Origin of the sequence: Pseudoalteromonas arctica A 37-1-2, from assembly GCF_000238395.3 — a bacterium.
In the GTDB taxonomy this organism is placed as follows: Bacteria; Pseudomonadota; Gammaproteobacteria; order Enterobacterales; family Alteromonadaceae; genus Pseudoalteromonas; species Pseudoalteromonas arctica.
In genome coordinates, this window is the sequence record NZ_CP011027.1 from 64,789 (window position 1) to 81,405 (window position 16,617).

At 39.6% G+C, this 16,617-nt stretch carries 17 protein-coding genes and 1 pseudogene; 10 read left to right on the forward strand and 8 right to left on the reverse strand.

Translation table 11 applies throughout. The features are described 5' to 3' along the window. Positions 1 to 45 precede the first annotated feature (45 nt). Positions 46 to 393 carry a mercuric transporter MerT family protein gene (locus PARC_RS21320; protein WP_008467333.1) on the reverse strand — a complete coding sequence of 116 codons (348 nt, stop codon included), beginning with the start codon at positions 391 to 393 and terminating at the stop codon, positions 46 to 48. A 190-nt stretch (positions 394 to 583) separates the two neighbouring features. Beyond that, complete coding sequence (gene merR / locus PARC_RS21325) at positions 584 to 1,036, reverse strand: mercury resistance transcriptional regulator MerR (RefSeq protein WP_008110844.1); 453 nt, start codon at positions 1,034 to 1,036, stop codon at positions 584 to 586. A gap of 269 nt (positions 1,037 to 1,305) precedes the next feature. On the opposite strand from merR, the gene PARC_RS21330 reads away from it, so the two are divergent. Beyond that, entirely contained in the window at positions 1,306 to 1,929 is a 624-nt protein-coding gene (locus PARC_RS21330; protein ID WP_008467336.1) for a recombinase family protein, read from the forward strand. Positions 1,930 to 1,961: 32 nt separating this feature from the next. On the opposite strand, the pseudogene PARC_RS21335 reads toward PARC_RS21330, so the two are convergent. Beyond that, positions 1,962 to 2,372 (reverse strand): annotated as a pseudogene (locus tag PARC_RS21335) (ISAs1 family transposase); the annotation flags it as partial. A gap of 169 nt (positions 2,373 to 2,541) precedes the next feature. Between PARC_RS21335 and PARC_RS21340 the strand changes: the two are divergent. From PARC_RS21340 to PARC_RS21375, 8 genes are all read left to right on the forward strand, one after another. Continuing rightward, positions 2,542 to 2,889, forward strand: coding sequence for a hypothetical protein (locus tag PARC_RS21340; RefSeq protein ID WP_010554760.1), 348 nt, complete (start codon positions 2,542 to 2,544; stop codon positions 2,887 to 2,889). 104 nt (positions 2,890 to 2,993) lie between these two features. Next, on the forward strand, positions 2,994 to 4,232 hold the full coding sequence (locus PARC_RS21345) for a TolC family protein (RefSeq protein ID WP_008467341.1): 1,239 nt from the start codon (positions 2,994 to 2,996) through the stop codon (positions 4,230 to 4,232). A gap of 62 nt (positions 4,233 to 4,294) precedes the next feature. Then, the gene (locus tag PARC_RS21350) at positions 4,295 to 5,641 is read left to right on the forward strand and encodes an efflux RND transporter periplasmic adaptor subunit (protein ID WP_008467342.1); all 1,347 of its coding nucleotides are present in this window, start codon (positions 4,295 to 4,297) and stop codon (positions 5,639 to 5,641) included. A 12-nt stretch (positions 5,642 to 5,653) separates the two neighbouring features. After that, a complete protein-coding gene (locus tag PARC_RS21355; RefSeq protein WP_010554759.1) occupies positions 5,654 to 8,854 on the forward strand; it encodes an efflux RND transporter permease subunit in 3,201 nt (1,066 codons plus the stop codon). A 196-nt stretch (positions 8,855 to 9,050) separates the two neighbouring features. Beyond that, positions 9,051 to 10,667: a phosphoethanolamine transferase gene (locus tag PARC_RS21360; RefSeq protein ID WP_238142582.1), complete on the forward strand. Its 1,617-nt coding sequence runs from the start codon at positions 9,051 to 9,053 to the stop codon at positions 10,665 to 10,667. Beyond that, entirely contained in the window at positions 10,668 to 11,570 is a 903-nt protein-coding gene (locus PARC_RS21365) for a cation diffusion facilitator family transporter (protein ID WP_002962881.1), read from the forward strand. Then, entirely contained in the window at positions 11,557 to 12,288 is a 732-nt protein-coding gene (locus tag PARC_RS21370; RefSeq protein WP_002962876.1) for a phosphatase PAP2 family protein, read from the forward strand. Before PARC_RS21365 ends, PARC_RS21370 begins: the two co-directional genes overlap by 14 nt. Continuing rightward, positions 12,278 to 12,655: a diacylglycerol kinase gene (locus tag PARC_RS21375; RefSeq protein ID WP_010554758.1), complete on the forward strand. Its 378-nt coding sequence runs from the start codon at positions 12,278 to 12,280 to the stop codon at positions 12,653 to 12,655. The genes PARC_RS21370 and PARC_RS21375 overlap by 11 nt, the downstream gene beginning before the upstream one ends. Before the next feature lie 173 nt (positions 12,656 to 12,828). On the opposite strand, the gene PARC_RS21920 is transcribed toward PARC_RS21375, so the two are convergent. The 5 genes from PARC_RS21920 to PARC_RS21395 form a co-directional block, all read right to left on the reverse strand. Next, complete coding sequence (locus PARC_RS21920; RefSeq protein WP_021032142.1) at positions 12,829 to 12,921, reverse strand: hypothetical protein; 93 nt, start codon at positions 12,919 to 12,921, stop codon at positions 12,829 to 12,831. Continuing rightward, positions 12,921 to 13,550, reverse strand: a complete 630-nt coding sequence (gene tnpC, locus PARC_RS21380; RefSeq protein ID WP_021032143.1) for an IS66 family transposase — start codon at positions 13,548 to 13,550, stop codon at positions 12,921 to 12,923. Before tnpC (PARC_RS21380) ends, PARC_RS21920 begins: the two co-directional genes overlap by 1 nt. A gap of 93 nt (positions 13,551 to 13,643) precedes the next feature. Further along, complete coding sequence (tnpC, locus tag PARC_RS21385; protein ID WP_010554757.1) at positions 13,644 to 15,125, reverse strand: IS66 family transposase; 1,482 nt, start codon at positions 15,123 to 15,125, stop codon at positions 13,644 to 13,646. 80 nt (positions 15,126 to 15,205) lie between these two features. Then, a complete protein-coding gene (tnpB, locus tag PARC_RS21390) occupies positions 15,206 to 15,556 on the reverse strand; it encodes an IS66 family insertion sequence element accessory protein TnpB (RefSeq protein ID WP_010554756.1) in 351 nt (116 codons plus the stop codon). Beyond that, positions 15,553 to 15,894: a hypothetical protein gene (locus PARC_RS21395; protein ID WP_008467385.1), complete on the reverse strand. Its 342-nt coding sequence runs from the start codon at positions 15,892 to 15,894 to the stop codon at positions 15,553 to 15,555. Before PARC_RS21395 ends, tnpB begins: the two co-directional genes overlap by 4 nt. Before the next feature lie 203 nt (positions 15,895 to 16,097). On the opposite strand from PARC_RS21395, the gene PARC_RS21400 reads away from it, so the two are divergent. Beyond that, on the forward strand, positions 16,098 to 16,469 hold the full coding sequence (locus tag PARC_RS21400; protein ID WP_010554755.1) for a hypothetical protein: 372 nt from the start codon (positions 16,098 to 16,100) through the stop codon (positions 16,467 to 16,469). Positions 16,470 to 16,617 lie beyond the last annotated feature (148 nt).

Consider the following 16,617-nt stretch of genomic DNA (forward strand, 5'->3'; position numbering starts at 1 on the left):
ATTAGCTCCAAATTTTAAAATGTTATAAATTTCTTGATCTGTATATTAAGCAAACAAAAGTATCCAATAATTACTGGTCACTAAAATTGTCGCAACTATAACGCTCAGCCAGAAAATTACTTTTCGTTGTTGCTGTTTCTTAGGAATTGCACAGGCCGTTCCCGGCTCACACTCTTCTACAGGACGGTAAATTTTCCAACCTGAGTAACCAAACAACAACACTACAAATGCGATAAATAATGGCCTATAGGGTTCAAATGCAGTTAAATTACCAATCCATGAGCCACTTACCCCAAGTAATAACAGGAGCAAAGGACCTACACAGCATACGCCTGCGCCTAATGCTGCTATGATGCCTCCTATCATTGGAAGGTTTGATTCTTTTTGATTCATATAGATACCTCATTAAGTGATAATGCAAGTGTATTGCATGTACCTAAGTACGGAGTCAAGGGTGATTTATAAAAAATTTATCTTTGATAATCTGCTACGACAGATACGGGGAATAAGCTAACTTGAATTAAGGCGCAGAAGTAAAATTGGATATGCTGTTTTAGTGGGAAATGGTAGTTAAGTGAATCATTTACTTCGGTTGCAACGAATCAATTATTGGGCAGTGGCTATCGTCATCATTATTTTGGCATTGTCCTAAATGTTCTTCCAAAGCGTGTTCTAATAACAACAAGTCAGCCATCTTTTTTTGTACTGCGATCAGTTTTTTATTAGCTAATTCTTGTACTTTACTACATGGACTATCGTTTAACGCAAGTAACCCTTCAATCTCATTTAGCGTAAAACCTAATTCTTGAGAACGCTTGATAAAATGTATTCTATTTACCGTTTCTTTCGGGTAATGTCTATAGCCCTGCATAGGCTTTGGTGGTTGTTTAATTAAGCCTTTGCGTTCATAAAAGCGAATTGTTTCGACATTTACACTCAGTTCTTTAGCCAACATACTTATGGTTCGTTTAGACACGTTATCAATTACCTTACTGACTTTTTGTTTACTTACTTTATATCTAATTAAAGTGACCATCAATGAATACCAGTTTAAACATCGCTAATTGATTTTGTTTTTTCTTCTATTAAATAAGTAAAGTTACCGTTGTTACAACAATATTAAACCACAACAATGTATGGTTTATCCTTTTTCATTATCAAAGTCCAAATTAGTGTTATTACATGCAGTTCTACATGAGTACACCCTAAAGATACTGTTAATATATCACAGGCAATTACGTAATGACACCACTTAAATAAACCTATATGATATGACACCATCTAAATAGACCTAATTAGGCAAAAATGTTCATAAGAGCATATTTACGAGCATCAACTTCTGAGCAAGATGCAAATAGAGCAAAAAGCTCATTAAAAAAATTCGTTTCTGGCTTCAGCAAACGAATTGCTTCTTTTTATATAGAAAATAAATCTGGTAATTCTTTAGATAGACCAGAGCTAATTCGTTTATTGGATGAATCAGAGTCCGGTGATGTTTTGTTAGTTGAATCAATCGATCGTTTAACAAGGCTAAGCCCTGATGATTGGAAAACTCTTGTAGCCTCAATAAATGAAAAAGGAATTAGTGTTGTTAGTTTAGATCTACCAACCAGTCATTTAACATTTGGCAGTTTTCCAAGTGATGATTTTATGAGATCAATACTTAGTGCTATTAATAATATGCTGTTAGAAATATTAGCGGCCAGTGCATATAAAGAATATCGAGAACGTGAACGTAAGCAAAAAGAAGGTATTGTAAAAGCACAGCAAAAGGGACTTTATCACGGTCGTCAGCCTGATTTAGAGGCTCATGATAGGATTGCCTCGTTTACTGAAGCTGGATTTAGTATTAATAAAACGGCTGAAGCAGTTGGAGTTAGTCGAAGTACGGTAATTAGAGTTAGAAAAAAGCTTAAAAATTTAGACTAAGGTTAATTTCGAGGGGATGGGCGCAAAACCCCTAATTGGTGTTGGCAGCTCCATGCGCTGACGGTATGTAAGGCACTTTTTCTATCTTTGGTTGTAAATGAACGACGTGCTGTTTTTCCATCAATGGCAATGATATCAGCACCAGTGGTTTCAATAAGTGATGATATCCAAGATTGAAATGAATGCTCTATTTCATCTGATTTTAACCGACAAATGACACGGGCAATGGTGTCGTGTCTTGGGATACCCTCTTTGAAAGCGCCATATTTTTTTAACCAATCAAGTTTTAGATGCCCAAAATCTTCAATATCCTCCCATCCTTCTGCGCCGGAGAGTACAGCACTAATGGCTAAGAGGAGAATATCGATAAGTTCATGCTTTTTACAGCGTTCAATGCGAGGATCGGTAATTGAATCAAAGTGTTTCAGAAAAGTAGCGCTCATATTAAGTGACCAAGGTGATTATAATGCCTTGATCTGATCGCTACTTGTTCTAGAAGTTCAATTTATAATGATCTTGCCGTGGATTGTCCTGTATAAACTACTTAATTTGATTGACTTGAGTGGGTTTCTTGACTACCATGTTTTTTAAAATTTTGATGTTAGAGTAAAAATGAAAAATACTTGGATTAGTTTGTTAGTAGTACTATCGATTGCATTGCAGTCGTTTGCTTCTGTGGCTAATTCAAATGAAAGTCATCAGATTGACTCTCTACATATTCAAACAGAACATTCCCATGATAGTGATGATATTGAACTTTTCGATGAATCATCTGACACTGAACATAATATTAAAGATTGCCATCATTGTGGTCACTGTCAAGGCACTCACACACAGTGGGTTGCCAGTAATAAATCTACACTACAGACCCCTAAACTTATTATTACAAATCAATATTTTTATGCTGATCATGTAGATAAAATATTCACTGAAGAACCTATACGCCCCCCAATCGTTTAATTTAGTTTTAAAGCTATATTCGTAACAAATTTATTCTTAACTAGCGCTTAATGTAGCCTAGTTGGTTTAGTTGCGGCATTTTATTATTAAATTAAGAGATTATTATGAAATTTTTCTCAGCAAAATCTACTGGAATCGCATTATTTATCGGCTTTTCAGCAAGTTTATCTGTTAGTAGCTTCGCTTTTGCTAAGCCAACGCTATCGAGTGACTGGCTCGATCGGCAAATCAATAAACACCCTGATATTGTCTCAGCACGTGAACTCATGAATGCTGAATTTTCCAAAGCACAGGGCAGTAAGTTACCACTTTACAACCCAGAACTATCGACAGGTTACGAGCGTGAAGGTGACGGAAATAATTACAATATTGGTATTAGCCAAACGATTGACTTGTGGGATAAGCAGGCTGTTAATGCTGCTATCGGCGATAAAATATTAACGGCGGCCAGTAAACAATTCACTTATGCGATAGAGCAGAAAAAAGCACAAGCCTTAAAAGCACTTATTAATTGGCAACTTGCCATGGATAAGTCGTCACTTGCTTTTGAACAAGAGCAACAGTTAGAAACCTTGCTTAAAATTGTAACTAAAAGGCAGAAAGCTGGCGATCTTGGTCAGGTTGATGCTGAGTTAACTTTCTTGAATTTGTCGCAAATGCTTAATAAAACGGCCCAAATACAAGCACAGTTAACACAAGCTCAAGCCAAGGTTAATGAGTTGTTGCCTGATTGGCGTCCTGATACACAAGCATATCCAGAGCAGGGCTTAGGCGTTACAAACTTTCAAGTAGCTGAGCAGTGGTTAACGCAGCACCCGCAAGTATTAGCCTCTCAAGCACTGTGGCAAATGCAAAAAAGTAAAGCTCAATATGCCATGCTTGAAACCAAAGCCGATCCTACCATTGGAATTAGTGCCGGAAAAAATGATGTCGATAATGTTGTCGGAGTTACTTTTTCTATGCCGTTAAATATTCGTAATGATTACCAAGCTAATGCCAAAGCACAAAACCAACAAGCTATCGCCGCAGAAGCAAATTTTCGTTCAGTAATGCGTAAGCAAAAGTATTTGATACAGGCAAGTACTGCCTCACTAATCTCTAATAAAAAATACCTTGGCCGTTGGCAACAGTTAATGCAAGGACGCGGCGAACACAGCGCGCAGTTATTGCAAAAACAATGGCAAGTAGGTGATTTAAATACCTCGGATTATTTATTGGCATTACAACAAAGAGCGGAAGGTTTATACGCGGGCATTGAATTACAAGCCCAGTTCAAAATAAGCGAAGTGCAATGGCTACTCGATGTAGGCCAATTAAATGCGGCAACTAAGCTATTAAACTAAACCTATTATATCACTTTACGCGGCTTGATGAGCGTGAATTGTTACAGAATTTGGAATTAAAAATGAAAAATAAAATAACTGATAAAACATCTCATAAAATAGTGAAAAAAATAAAACTCATTACCCTAAGTAGTTTATTTACTGGCTTAGCTGTCGTGTCAACTACGGCATTATCATATAACGATGCCGCTCTAGAAAAAACGCCAGCAGTAGAGCAATCCATCGTATTAAAAACTGACCATGATCATGACTCTGAAAGTGAAGAAGTGCATGACGAAAGTGGTCATGAACATGGTAGTGATGAAAGCAAAGACGACCATGCTGCGGAGGAGAAATCTGATGACGGTCATGACCATGGTAGTGAAACAGCGAGTAAAGAAACAGCTGAAGAAGAACATGAAGAAGGCATAAGTTTTAGTCCAGAAAAAATGGCACTCGCCAATATCAAAGTGACTAACTTAAAGCCGGCAATTTTTGCTAAAAGTATCTATGCACCAGGAGAAATAAAAGCGAACGGTTATACCAGTTACATTGTCTCTTCACGTACTGAATCGGTAGTGATCAGTCGTCATGCTATTTTAGGTGAACATGTGACTAAGGGTCAGTCTTTAGTTACCTTATTTAGTGAATCAATGGCCGAAGCACAAGCACAATATCGTGTTGCTTACAGTGAGTGGCAACGAACTAAAAAATTGGGCCTTGGCACCGTCAGTGAAAGCCGCCTATTAGCCAGTGAAACAGATTACATTTCAGCTTATGGTCGATTAACTGCCTTTGGTTTAACCAAAGCAGCCATTAAAGATATTGTAAAAAACAACTCATCAAATCTTGGTGAATATACCTTAGTCGCTCAGCGCTCTGGTGTGGTTTTAAGTGATGATTTCTCTCAAGGACAACGTGTGCCTGCCGGTGAAAAAATCATGGTATTGGCTGATGAAAAAGACTTATGGGTTGAAGCGCGTGTTTCGCCAAATAAAAAATTAAGTCTTCCTATTGGCACCATTGCAAAAGTTGAGTTTGCCGGGCAAGTGCATGTTGCCAAGGTCATTCAAGAAGCACATACCATTGATCCAAGTACGCGTACCCGAATCGTTAGACTGTCGGTTGAAAATACTGATGACAGTTTGCATTCAGGCATGTTTGTTAATGTAAATTTTCAGTTTGATACGCAAAGCCCTGTAATGGCAGTACCAGAAACAGCATTAATGCGTGGTGCCGATGGTGATTGGACGGTATTTGTTGAAGACCATTCTGGTGAATTTAAAGCCGTTGAAGTTGAATTAGGTCAGCCATTAGGCAATTACCGTCAAATTATCGGTATTGAGCCTAATACCCGTTTGGTAACAAAAGGTGCCTTTTTTGTTGCGTCAGAAATAGCAAAAGGCGGATTTGATCCGCACGGCCACTAGGGGAATAAGATTATGTTTAATAAAATGATTGATTGGTCGATCAATAATCGACTCTTAGTAATTATCGCCCTAATTGCTACTATGGCAGGCTCTGTTATGGTGATCCCAAAACTAAATTTAGATGCTTTTCCTGATGTAACCAATGTTCAGGTAGCGGTTAATACTGAAGCACCGGGCTTAGCCGCTGAAGAAGTAGAGCAGTTAATAACCTATCCCATTGAAGCAGTAATGTATGCGTTGCCTGATGTAGAGCAAGTACGCTCTATTTCAAAAACGGGTTTATCGGGTGTTACTGTTGTCTTTAAAGGAGGCACAGACATCTACTTTGCTCGCCAGTTAGTATTTGAGCGTTTACAAGCGGCAAAAGAGTTAATTCCGCAAGGCGTGGGCACACCAGCAATGGGACCTAACACCTCAGGTTTGGGTCAAGTTTTTCAGTATTTGTTAATTGCAGATAAAGATTCTGGTTATGATTCTATGACCTTAAGGAGCTTGAACGATTGGATAGTAAAGTTATTGGTTATGCCGGTAGATGGTGTTACCGACGTCTTATCTTTTGGCGGCAACGTCAGACAGTATCAAGTCAACATTGAGCCAAGTAAATTATTATCATATGAGTTAACGCAAGACGATATTGTTACTGCACTCGATAACAACAATGCCAATGTTGGCGGTTGGTACATGAACCGTGGACAAGAGCAATTAGTTATTCGTGGCACAGGTTGGTTTAATAGTGGCGAAGCAGGTTTAGCTGATATTAGACAAGTACCGGTTAAAACGGTTGATGGTACTGTGGTGACTATCGAAGATGTAGCCAAGGTTTCGCTGGGTAGTGAAATACGCCAAGGCGCAGTTACTATGACGCGCAGAGATGCACAGGGTAACATTGAAAACTTAGGTGAAGTGGTTTCAGGTATCGTATTGAAACGTATGGGCGCAAATACTAAAGCGACAATCGACGGTATAAGTGCACGTATTCCAATGATCAACCAAGCACTACCTGAAGGCGTACGTTTTGAACCTTTCTACGATCAGGCAGATTTAATTACTAAAGCAGTTGATACTGTAGTGCAAGCATTAGCGCTGGCATTTATATTTATCGCTATCGTACTTGCTCTGTTTTTAATGAACTTACGCGCAACCTTTTTAGTGTTAATTTCAATTCCTATTTCAATCGCTATCGCCTTAATGGTGATGTCTTGGATAGGTTTATCGGCAAACTTAATGTCGTTAGGTGGTATCGCTGTTGCTATTGGTATGTTGGTTGATGGCTCTGTTGTGATGGTTGAAAACATGTTCAAACACCTTAATAGACCTGATTCAACACATTACAAAAGTGCGCAAGCGAGAACGTTAGGCACAGATGCTGATCCCCACGATGTAGAACATGATAAAGAAGGCATTCCTCTACGATTAAAAGAAGCAGGAAAAGAAGTTGCACGCCCGGTATTTTTTGCTGCCTCTATTATTTTAGTGGTATTTACACCGTTATTTAGCTTTGAAGGAGTGGAAGCTAAATTGTTCCAGCCGATGGCTATCAGTATTATTTTAGCGGTTATTTCGGCTATTTTAGTGGCACTGTTTGTGGTTCCAGCCTTAGCAACCTTTATGTTTAATAAAGGCGTTAAAGAAAGAGAAAGTTTTGTCTTAAAACCATTAGATAAGCTTTATCGAAAAGGCCTCAAAGCCGCGATGAAACACACGAAAGTAGTTATTATTGCTTCATTATTGTTACTTGTGGGTGCAGCATCTTTAATACCTCAAATAGGGACTGAATTTGTACCAGAATTAGAAGAGGGTACCATTAACCTAAGAGCAACATTAGCGCCATCAGCAAGTTTAGAAACAGCCTTGTCGGTTGCTCCAATTCTTGAAGAAAAGTTAATGGAGTTCCCCGAAGTTGAATATACCCTAAGTCGAATTGGACGTGCTGAAATCGGCGGTGATCCTGAACCAGTTAATAACATCGAAATTTACATTGGCTTAAAACCTGTTTCAGAATGGACAAGTGCCAAAAATCGCGTTGAATTACAAGGTTTAATGGAAGAGAAACTTGAGCAATTCCCAGGGTTATTACTTAACTTTTCACAGCCCATAGCGACTCGTGTAGATGAATTACTGTCAGGAGTTAAAGCGCAACTTGCCATTAAATTGTTTGGACCAGAATTAGATATGTTGGCGAGCAAAGGTCAAGAAATTGAAGCGGCAATCAAACAAATTGATGGCGCAAGAGATGTAGCCTTAGAGCAAATCGCTGGTGAAGCACAGTTAGTGATTAAACCGAAAAGACAGCAATTGTCACGTTTTGGTTTGTCAGTTGGCGATGTCATGGAAGTGGTTAAAAACGGTATCGGTGGCGTTAGCGCTGGCCAAATAATCAATGGTAATGAACGTTATGATATTTATGTTCGCATTGAAGAAAAATACCGTGATAACCAAGAAGCTATTGCAGATCTGAGAATACAATCACCTACGGGTGCTTGGGTACGTTTAGGCGATATTGCTACCGTCAGTTTTGAATCTGGCCCACCACAAGTGCGACGTGATGATGTACAGCGACGCGTGGTAATTCAAGCCAATGTTCAAGGTCGAGACATGGGAAGTGTTGTTAGCGACATTCGTGCAGTTATTGATAGCAAAGTAGATTTACCTGCAGGTTATTCTGTAGTGATTGGTGGTCAATTTGAAAACCAACAACGTGCGCAGCAGCGACTATCAGTGGTAGTGCCTCTATCATTGGCACTAATTGCCTTGCTACTTTATTTCGCCTTTGGCTCTGTTGGTCAAGCGATGCTTATTTTAGTGAATGTACCCTTGGCCGTTATAGGTGGTATTTTCTCACTGTATATTTCAGGTCAATACTTGTCAGTGCCAAGTTCAGTCGGCTTTATCACTTTGTTTGGTGTCGCCGTGCTTAATGGTGTAGTCATGGTAGAAAGCATTAACCAGCTGGTAAAAGATGGTATAGACACCTCAAAAGCTGTTTTTGATGGGGCAGTATCTCGTTTACGTCCAGTATTAATGACCGCCATTACTTCTGCGTTAGGTTTAATTCCAATGCTGATGTCCAATGGAGTTGGCGCTGAAATTCAACGACCACTGGCGAGTGTTATTGTTGGCGGTTTGGTTACTGCAACGTTACTCACCTTGTTTGTGTTACCGGTTTTATATGCTTGGTTCTCAAAAGCCAAAATCAAAGATCTTAGAGACTAACGCGCTAGATAACTTAGTGACTTACTCATTAACTTACAAATTAATAAAGTAAGTAACTAATTTGATAGCACTATAAATCGCTACTAGCTAAGCTCTTGTCAAAAGCAGGGCTTAGCCAGTCATTTTCACTCGATGCAGAGATTCAATAGTAGGCTTTTATTAGCTTCGAATTTTTGCATCCTAAATTTAGGGAATAATGATGAAAAAGCTGTCGTTTTTCAATTATTCGCCAAACCTCCTTATTATCGCCACCGTGCTATTTATTATAGTGACGGGCAATTCTACATTTTTTGAACAAGTTAATTCGGTATACCCGTGGCAAGATAATCAAGGTTTTATTATCGCGCTGACTCTTGTGGTAATGAGTGTATTAACCATTATTGTGTCATTTTTCAGTATTATCATTCCCGTTCGAATAGTACTGAGCAGTCTTTTACTCTTATCTGCCATGGCTGGTTATTATACCGATAGCTTTGGCACCATCATTGATAATGTAATGATTCAAAACATTGCTGAAACGAATATCGATGAAGCAACTGACTTACTGTCATTTGAGTATTTTTTAACTGTTTTGTTGTTAGCCATAGTACCTATAGCTTGCCTTTTTATGGTCAAAATAGATAAATCGTCATGGACAAAAAACTGTTGGCTACAAATAAGTAATACCATCATGGCACTTGGTGTAATTACTGTTTCACTTTATATTTTTAGTGCTCAATTCACTAATTTCTTTAGAGAACACAAGCCATTAAGATTTTACTTAAATCCTATCTATCCCATTTACTCTACGGGATTTTTCCTCAAGGACGTGCTTGAACAGCAAGAAAATAACGAATTTTTAATGGTAGTAAACTCTGCCAATGATATTGATAAAGAGTCGCATAAAAAACTCTACATTGTCATTGTCGGTGAAACTGTCCATGCGGGTAATCTTTCTATAAATGGCTATAAACGAGAAACTACACCATTATTAGCTCAAAGAGATGATTTAATTAGTTTTGATAAATTCTATGCTTGTGGCACATCAACCGCGATTTCGGTCCCTTGTATGTTTTCATTCGATAACCGAGAGTCATTTGATAATAAAAAAGCACGGCGAACACAAAACGTATTAGATGTTATTTCCAAAGCCGGGGTAAGTGTCCTTTGGCGAGACAATAACTCTAGTTCAAAAGGCGTCGCAGATCGTGTCGAATACCAAAATTTCAAATCACCTGAGCTAAATTCAGTGTGCGATATAGAGTGTCGTGACATTGGTATGTTAGACGGTTTACAGGGGTATATTGATGATCAAGAAGGTAGTGTACTCATAGTGCTTCATCAAATGGGCAACCACGGCCCGGCATATTACAAACGATACCCCAAAGACTTTGAGAAGTTCACTCCTGCCTGTCAAACAAGCGAACTCTCCGCCTGTGAAACTAGCGAAATTGTTAATGCGTATGATAATGCCATTCTCTATACCGATTACTTTATCAATGAAACCATTAATTTATTAGAAGAGAACAATACCAACTTTGAAACTGCCATGTTTTATATTGGCGATCATGGTGAATCGTTAGGTAAGAACGGACTCTACTTACATGGTATGCCTTACATGCTGGCGCCTGAAGAACAGACTCATGTACCTTTAATTGCTTGGTTCGGCTCTTCATCACACGTTGATATGGAAAGTACGGTCAAACAAAGTAAAAAAGAAAGTTCTCACGATGCTTTTTCTTTTTCTTTACTACATGCGTTAAATATCAGCACAGATATGTCATTGCCTGAAAAAGCGCCATCACCACTATTTGTTACGCAAGAGGAAGAGTAAATGTCAAATAATAACCATACGCACAGCCATGCACATAACCATGACGGAAAATTAAGCATGGCAGTATTTATCAATATTTTACTTACTGTGGCCCAAGTTATCGGCGGGGTTTTATCAGGTAGTTTATCCTTGATTGCTGATGCGCTTCATAACCTCAGTGATGCAGGCGCTATCGTTATTGCGATTGTTGCGAGAAAAATTGCAAGAAAACCCGCTAATAGCCAAATGACTTTTGGTTTTAAACGGGCTGAAATTATCGGGGCATTAATCAACAGTACTACCCTTATTATTCTTGGTATATATCTCATTTATGCCGCAGTTGAGAAGTACTTTAACCCTCAACCTATTGATGGTTGGATTGTTGTTTGGATTGCGACAATAGCCTTAGTGATTGATTCCATAACCGCGTGGTTGACTTATCAAGCAGGCGCGAAGAATAACTTGAATCTCAGAGCGGCATTTATTCATAATTTATCTGATGCCTTTGCTTCTGTCGTTGTCATTGTTGCGGGTAGTTTGATCATTTTATATCAATGGTATGTTGTCGATTTATTGGCAACCATACTTATCTCGGTTTATGTGGTGTACCACGGTATTATTTTAGCTAAGCAAAGTATTCGTATTTTAATGCAAGCGGTCCCCGTTGATATCGATATCGATAAGATTTGTAAGGATATCGAATCAATGGAGAATGTTGAAAAAGTAAGACACATTCATGTGTGGCAATTAGATGATAGCGAAGTGTATTTAGAAACCAGTGTTAACTTAAAAACGATGGAACAATTCCAAGATCTTAAGCCAATTAAAGATTTGCTCGCAGCTCAATACGGTATTCACCACTCGACCATAGAAGTGGTAGTAGGGAACACCTTGCAAATGGAGAATTGTTTTGAACTTGAGTAAACACCTGCTTTATTCAATGTATGCATTAACGCTTATTGCTTTTTTATTTGAAACAACAAATAGCGATATTTGGCTTCAAAATTTGTTATTCAATGCATCCAACCAAACGTGGTTAATTGATAAATATGAAGAGCCTTATCGTTTTATTTTTTACTTGTTGCCTAAATACAGCATTATTTTGTTGGCACTGTCGCTCATTGCTTTTTACGTTATCGCTTGTAGACGCAAGTACTCTAAGCACTTTCAAAAGCGATTATTAGTGGTTATTTTCTCTTTGATGTTAGTGCCGTCAGTCATCGGCGGTTTAAAAGCAACAACCAATGGTGCTTGTCCTGCGCAGCTTGAACTATATGGCGGCGATGTCCCTTATGTTAAGGCGTTTGAATTAATGCCTGAATCGTTTGAGTCAACTAAAAAGTACAAGTGCTTTCCTGCGGGTCATGCCAGCGGTGGTTTTGCCTTAATGTCATTATTCTTTTTGTTTTATCGTCCGAAATACCAATGTATTGCGATAGCGTTTGCTGTTTCTACTGGCTGGATTATGGGGAGTTATAAGATGGCGATAGGTGACCATTTTTTAAGTCACACACTAACAACGATGACGTTGTCATGGTTAATCATTTGTTTGATAGCCGCGGTAGTGTTTCGTACCTTACACTTTCCTAATTCCAAACCTAATGCTAAGAATAGCCAACAGGAGCCAATCAATGGGTACTAAGCAAAAGCCGACGGGAATAAAACGAATATACCTAGCAGCGGGGCATTCACTCAGAGCGTTTAAATGGCTGATAGCAAATGAAGCAGCGTTTAAACAAGAATTCTGGCTGTCAGTTCTTCTCGTTGTGGGCTGTTTATTCTTTCCATTTTCACTTTTTGAGTACGTGATTCTTTGGTGCGCTTTATTATTCGTATTGTTGGCAGAAATCTTCAATACCGCTATTGAGGCAGTAGTCGATAGAATTGGCGCGGAAATTCATCCGCTGTCAGGTTTAGCGAAAGACTTAGGCTCTTTGGCTGTGATGGTGAGCGTTATCATCGCAACTTTAATATGGGCTGGTGTATTTATTCAGCACTTGAGCTTATGAAGTGTAAATGTTATTAGAATGTATAATAATTCAAAAATATATTTAATCTAATACTCTATGTTAGACAATTAAGAATATTTTCAGCCATGTCCGCTATAGATCAAAAAATACAAACATTTTTAGCCAAAACACTCAAATAGTAACTTCTGCTGTAAGCGTATAGCTAACGACACCTAGCCTTGCTTAATATTCCAAGGTAGCAGTGGCTCAAGGTTACTTGGCTGCTCTGCAATATGTTGCAAGCACATTGAGATGTAGTCATGCACTACAAGATCATTTGCCTTTGCGGTTTCAACAAGACTATAGAGTATGGCGCTGGCATGCGCGCCATTACTGGTATTTGAGAACAGCCATAAAACCGCCCTATTACGAACGGTTTTATGGCTCGCTCTGCTCGGTTATTATCAATACTGAGCCTGCCATCATCGAGGTAACGCCTGAATTTCTCAAACTGGTTTATCGCATAGGTAATTGCTTTCCCTAGCGCCATTTGGGGAGGGATTTTATCTTTGTGTTTGAGTAACCATTGATACAATTCATCAACGATTGGTTTGGCTTTTTGCTGCCTAACGGTGAATTTTTCACTGACCGATTTACCTTTGATGGCTTGCTCAATACCATAGAGTTTGCGAATAAGGTTAAGTGCTACATCCGCTTTAACGGTTTTTTTATTATTGCCTTTGGCCTCGATGAACTTACGGCGTATATGAGCTAAGCACGCAACCAGTGTTGCCTTCGTTTGCTCGTATGCTTTGTAGCCGTCAACGTGCATGTAGCCTTGATAACCGTCAAGAAAACCAACTACACAGTGGGCCGCGCGACTATTATGATAATCAAACAGGACAATATTAGTGTCTTTACCCGGCTTATCATCGCCACAACAGTACAGCCACATATAGCTGGTCGCTTTCTCTGCGTTAATAACGTTTAACGAGGTTTCATCGCCTATAAATCACCGCAATTAAGGTGAGCGTCTAGCGAACTACACCTATGTTTTAAAATTCCAGGGTAACAAGCTGTCGATATCGGGCTCAGGCTGGCACAGTTCATCAAGGCAAGCACAGATGTAATTAAATGGGATTAGACCATTTATCTTGGCGGTTTCCACAATGCTGTAAAGGGTGGCACTAGCATGGGCACCGTTAGCCGTTTGGCTAAATAACCAATTCTTTCGGCCTATCACAAACGGTTTTACCGCGCGTTCTGCTCTATTATTATCGATGCTAAGTCGGCCATCATCAACATAGCGTATGAGCTTGTGCCATTGATTTGCCAGGTAATTAGCTGCCTCTATCAGTTTGCTGTTCCCCACTAAATTTGGCTGATCCTGCTCAAGCCATATTCTTAGCTTGCTAAGAATAGGCAGGCTAACCTCTTGTCTTGCCGTATATTTGTCATCCACACTTTTATCTTTGATGCGTGACTCAACGCCGTACAGTTTTTGGATAAGGCTCAATACCACATCCGCTTTGCCGGTTTTGTTTTTACCTTGTAGCTTTTTCGCGTCGATAAATTTACGACGAGCATGCGCCCAGCAGCCGATTAAGGTTGCCTCTGTTCTGGCATAGGCTTGATAGCCATCCACGTGCAAGTACCCTTGATATCCATCAAGATAATTGACCACGCAGGCGGCCGCGCGACTATTGTGGAAGTCGTAAAGTACGATATTAGGGATAGGATTATTCGGGTCTGGTGAATCTCGACCCGAGCAATACACCCACATGTAACTGTTTACTTTGTCCGATTTCACCACCTTTAATGGCGTTTCATCGGCAAACAGCGTGGGTTGCTTTAACAGCTCGGCTTTAAGCCGTTCAACTAATGGCGCGAAGAGTGTGGCTGATTTGTCTATCCAGCTGCTCATGGTCTGTCGACTGAGTTCAATACCGTATTGCTTAAACATCGCTTCCTGGCGATACAGCGGTAACCCGTATTGGTATTTACTGGTGATAAGCTGACTGAGCAAACTGCTGGTTGCAATGCCTTTGTTGATGGGCATGGCAGGCATTGAGGCTTGTTTAATCTGTGTCTGAGTTGAGGATTTACCACAGTGACGGCAGGCGTATTTAGGCCTAATATGCTCAATCACTTTGATTTTAGCGGGTATGAACTCAAGCTTTTCTGACTTATCTTCACCCATTTTATGTAGCTCACCGCCACAGCAATCACAGGTTTTGTCGATGATGTCGTGAATAACCTGCTCACGAGGTAAGTCTTTTGGCAGTGGCTTACGCACCGGCTTTTTACGGGTATAGCTAATGGATTGTTGCTCTGCCTCAACTTCCTCAACAATTTCTTCCACTTCATTGAATAACTCGCCTTGCCCGGCAAAGCCTTCAGCACTTTTGCCGAATTGTTTTTGTTGGGCCAAGCTCCAGCGCTCTTCCAATGCCGCAATCTGGGCATCCTTCTGCGCTAACAGTTTTTCAAGTTCAGCAATGCGCTGTTTAAGGGCGAGTTCATTTTTCATGACGCCTATTTTAAGGCATCATCAAAGGCTTTGCAGTGCTAACTGAACTCACTTTGATGATCATCAATCGATCGCAAATATTAAAGCATTTGCTTACCTGCGACATCAATTTTACTGTGTCCAATCACATCATAACCCGATAATAACCAGTGTAATTGCTGCTCGCTTAAGGTCATGGTGGGTGACATGAGTTTGGGCCATTTGAACTTATGCTTATCTAATCGCTTATACCACAGTGCAAAACCGGTGTTATCCCAGTAAAGCAGTTTGAGTTTGTCACGGCCTTTATTACAAAACACAAATAGCGCACCACTGAGCACGGGTAGTTCAAGCTCTGCTTCCACCAACGCCGCCAGACCATTAATTGATTTTCGAAAATCAACGGCATCGGCACATAAATAGACGGTGGGTACATCAACGAACATCCTCATACCGTTAGCCCTTTAATAATGGCAACGATATCGGCCGTCGCTAAATCGATAGGAAACGTGAGTTGGCCGGTTAGCGTATCAAACTGCAGCGTATTTTGACGAGTTTGCGCGCAGACTTCAGTAGTTTGTTTTACCTGGACAAAACGTGATGATGTAAGGCACTGCGTGTGCACTGGCAAGGTGGAATTAGGCTGGTCTTTTGCCAGTAAAGCACGTTGTTTATAATAAGTCGTAATAGCGACATTATGGTGTTGGCAGAATTCAATATTAGTACCACTAAACGTACTGCGTTTCAGCAAAAGCTGCTGCCACTGTGCGCTTGTTCTGTAAGTTTTCATCACCTGCTCCGAATTTATCATTGAGCAGGTATTTTTAGATAATCAGAACATCGATGCTAGGTGTGGTTCGCTAGACGCTTACATATCTTAGGTAATTTGTTAAAAGTAGATAAATGAGCGTGAAGTCGGCAGAAATATGCTTGATTAGCACCACTATTAAATTGTTAGCACACATGTCATAGGTTCAAGCATGGAGTAAATAAATGACCGAAGTATGGTACTCAGAAGAAGATAGATCTCGTCATAACCATATTCTAAGGCTAATTAGTGAAAAAGAACGAAAGTACTTTTATTCTTTTGGTTATGGCGCATTATTTATTTTCTTATATTTAGTTAGGAGTAACCTTGAATCAGGAGGATTATTTGGTTTTACAACACTTTTTTTGGTAATTGCATTCGGTATGTGGCTTGGTACAAATCCTATAATCCAAAAATTTGACGTATTTTATCATGTTAAAGGCGGTGAACCTGAACATATTACTCAACGTTTTACTGTATTTTCAGCAACATCAAACAAAATCGGATTAGTTTCTGTTTCAGCTATGCTCATAGCTAGCTGGATATTTATTTGGTAATGAGTACTAACAAGTCACTGCAAAGAACGAAAAACAGGTGACTGTGCTCGTACCTTGCTATTTTAGCCTCAAGTGAGGTGATACCAATATCCGTTTCTGGCACGTAGCGGCCGAAAAAACTAGTCCAGAAAGTTATCAGCTTTACAGT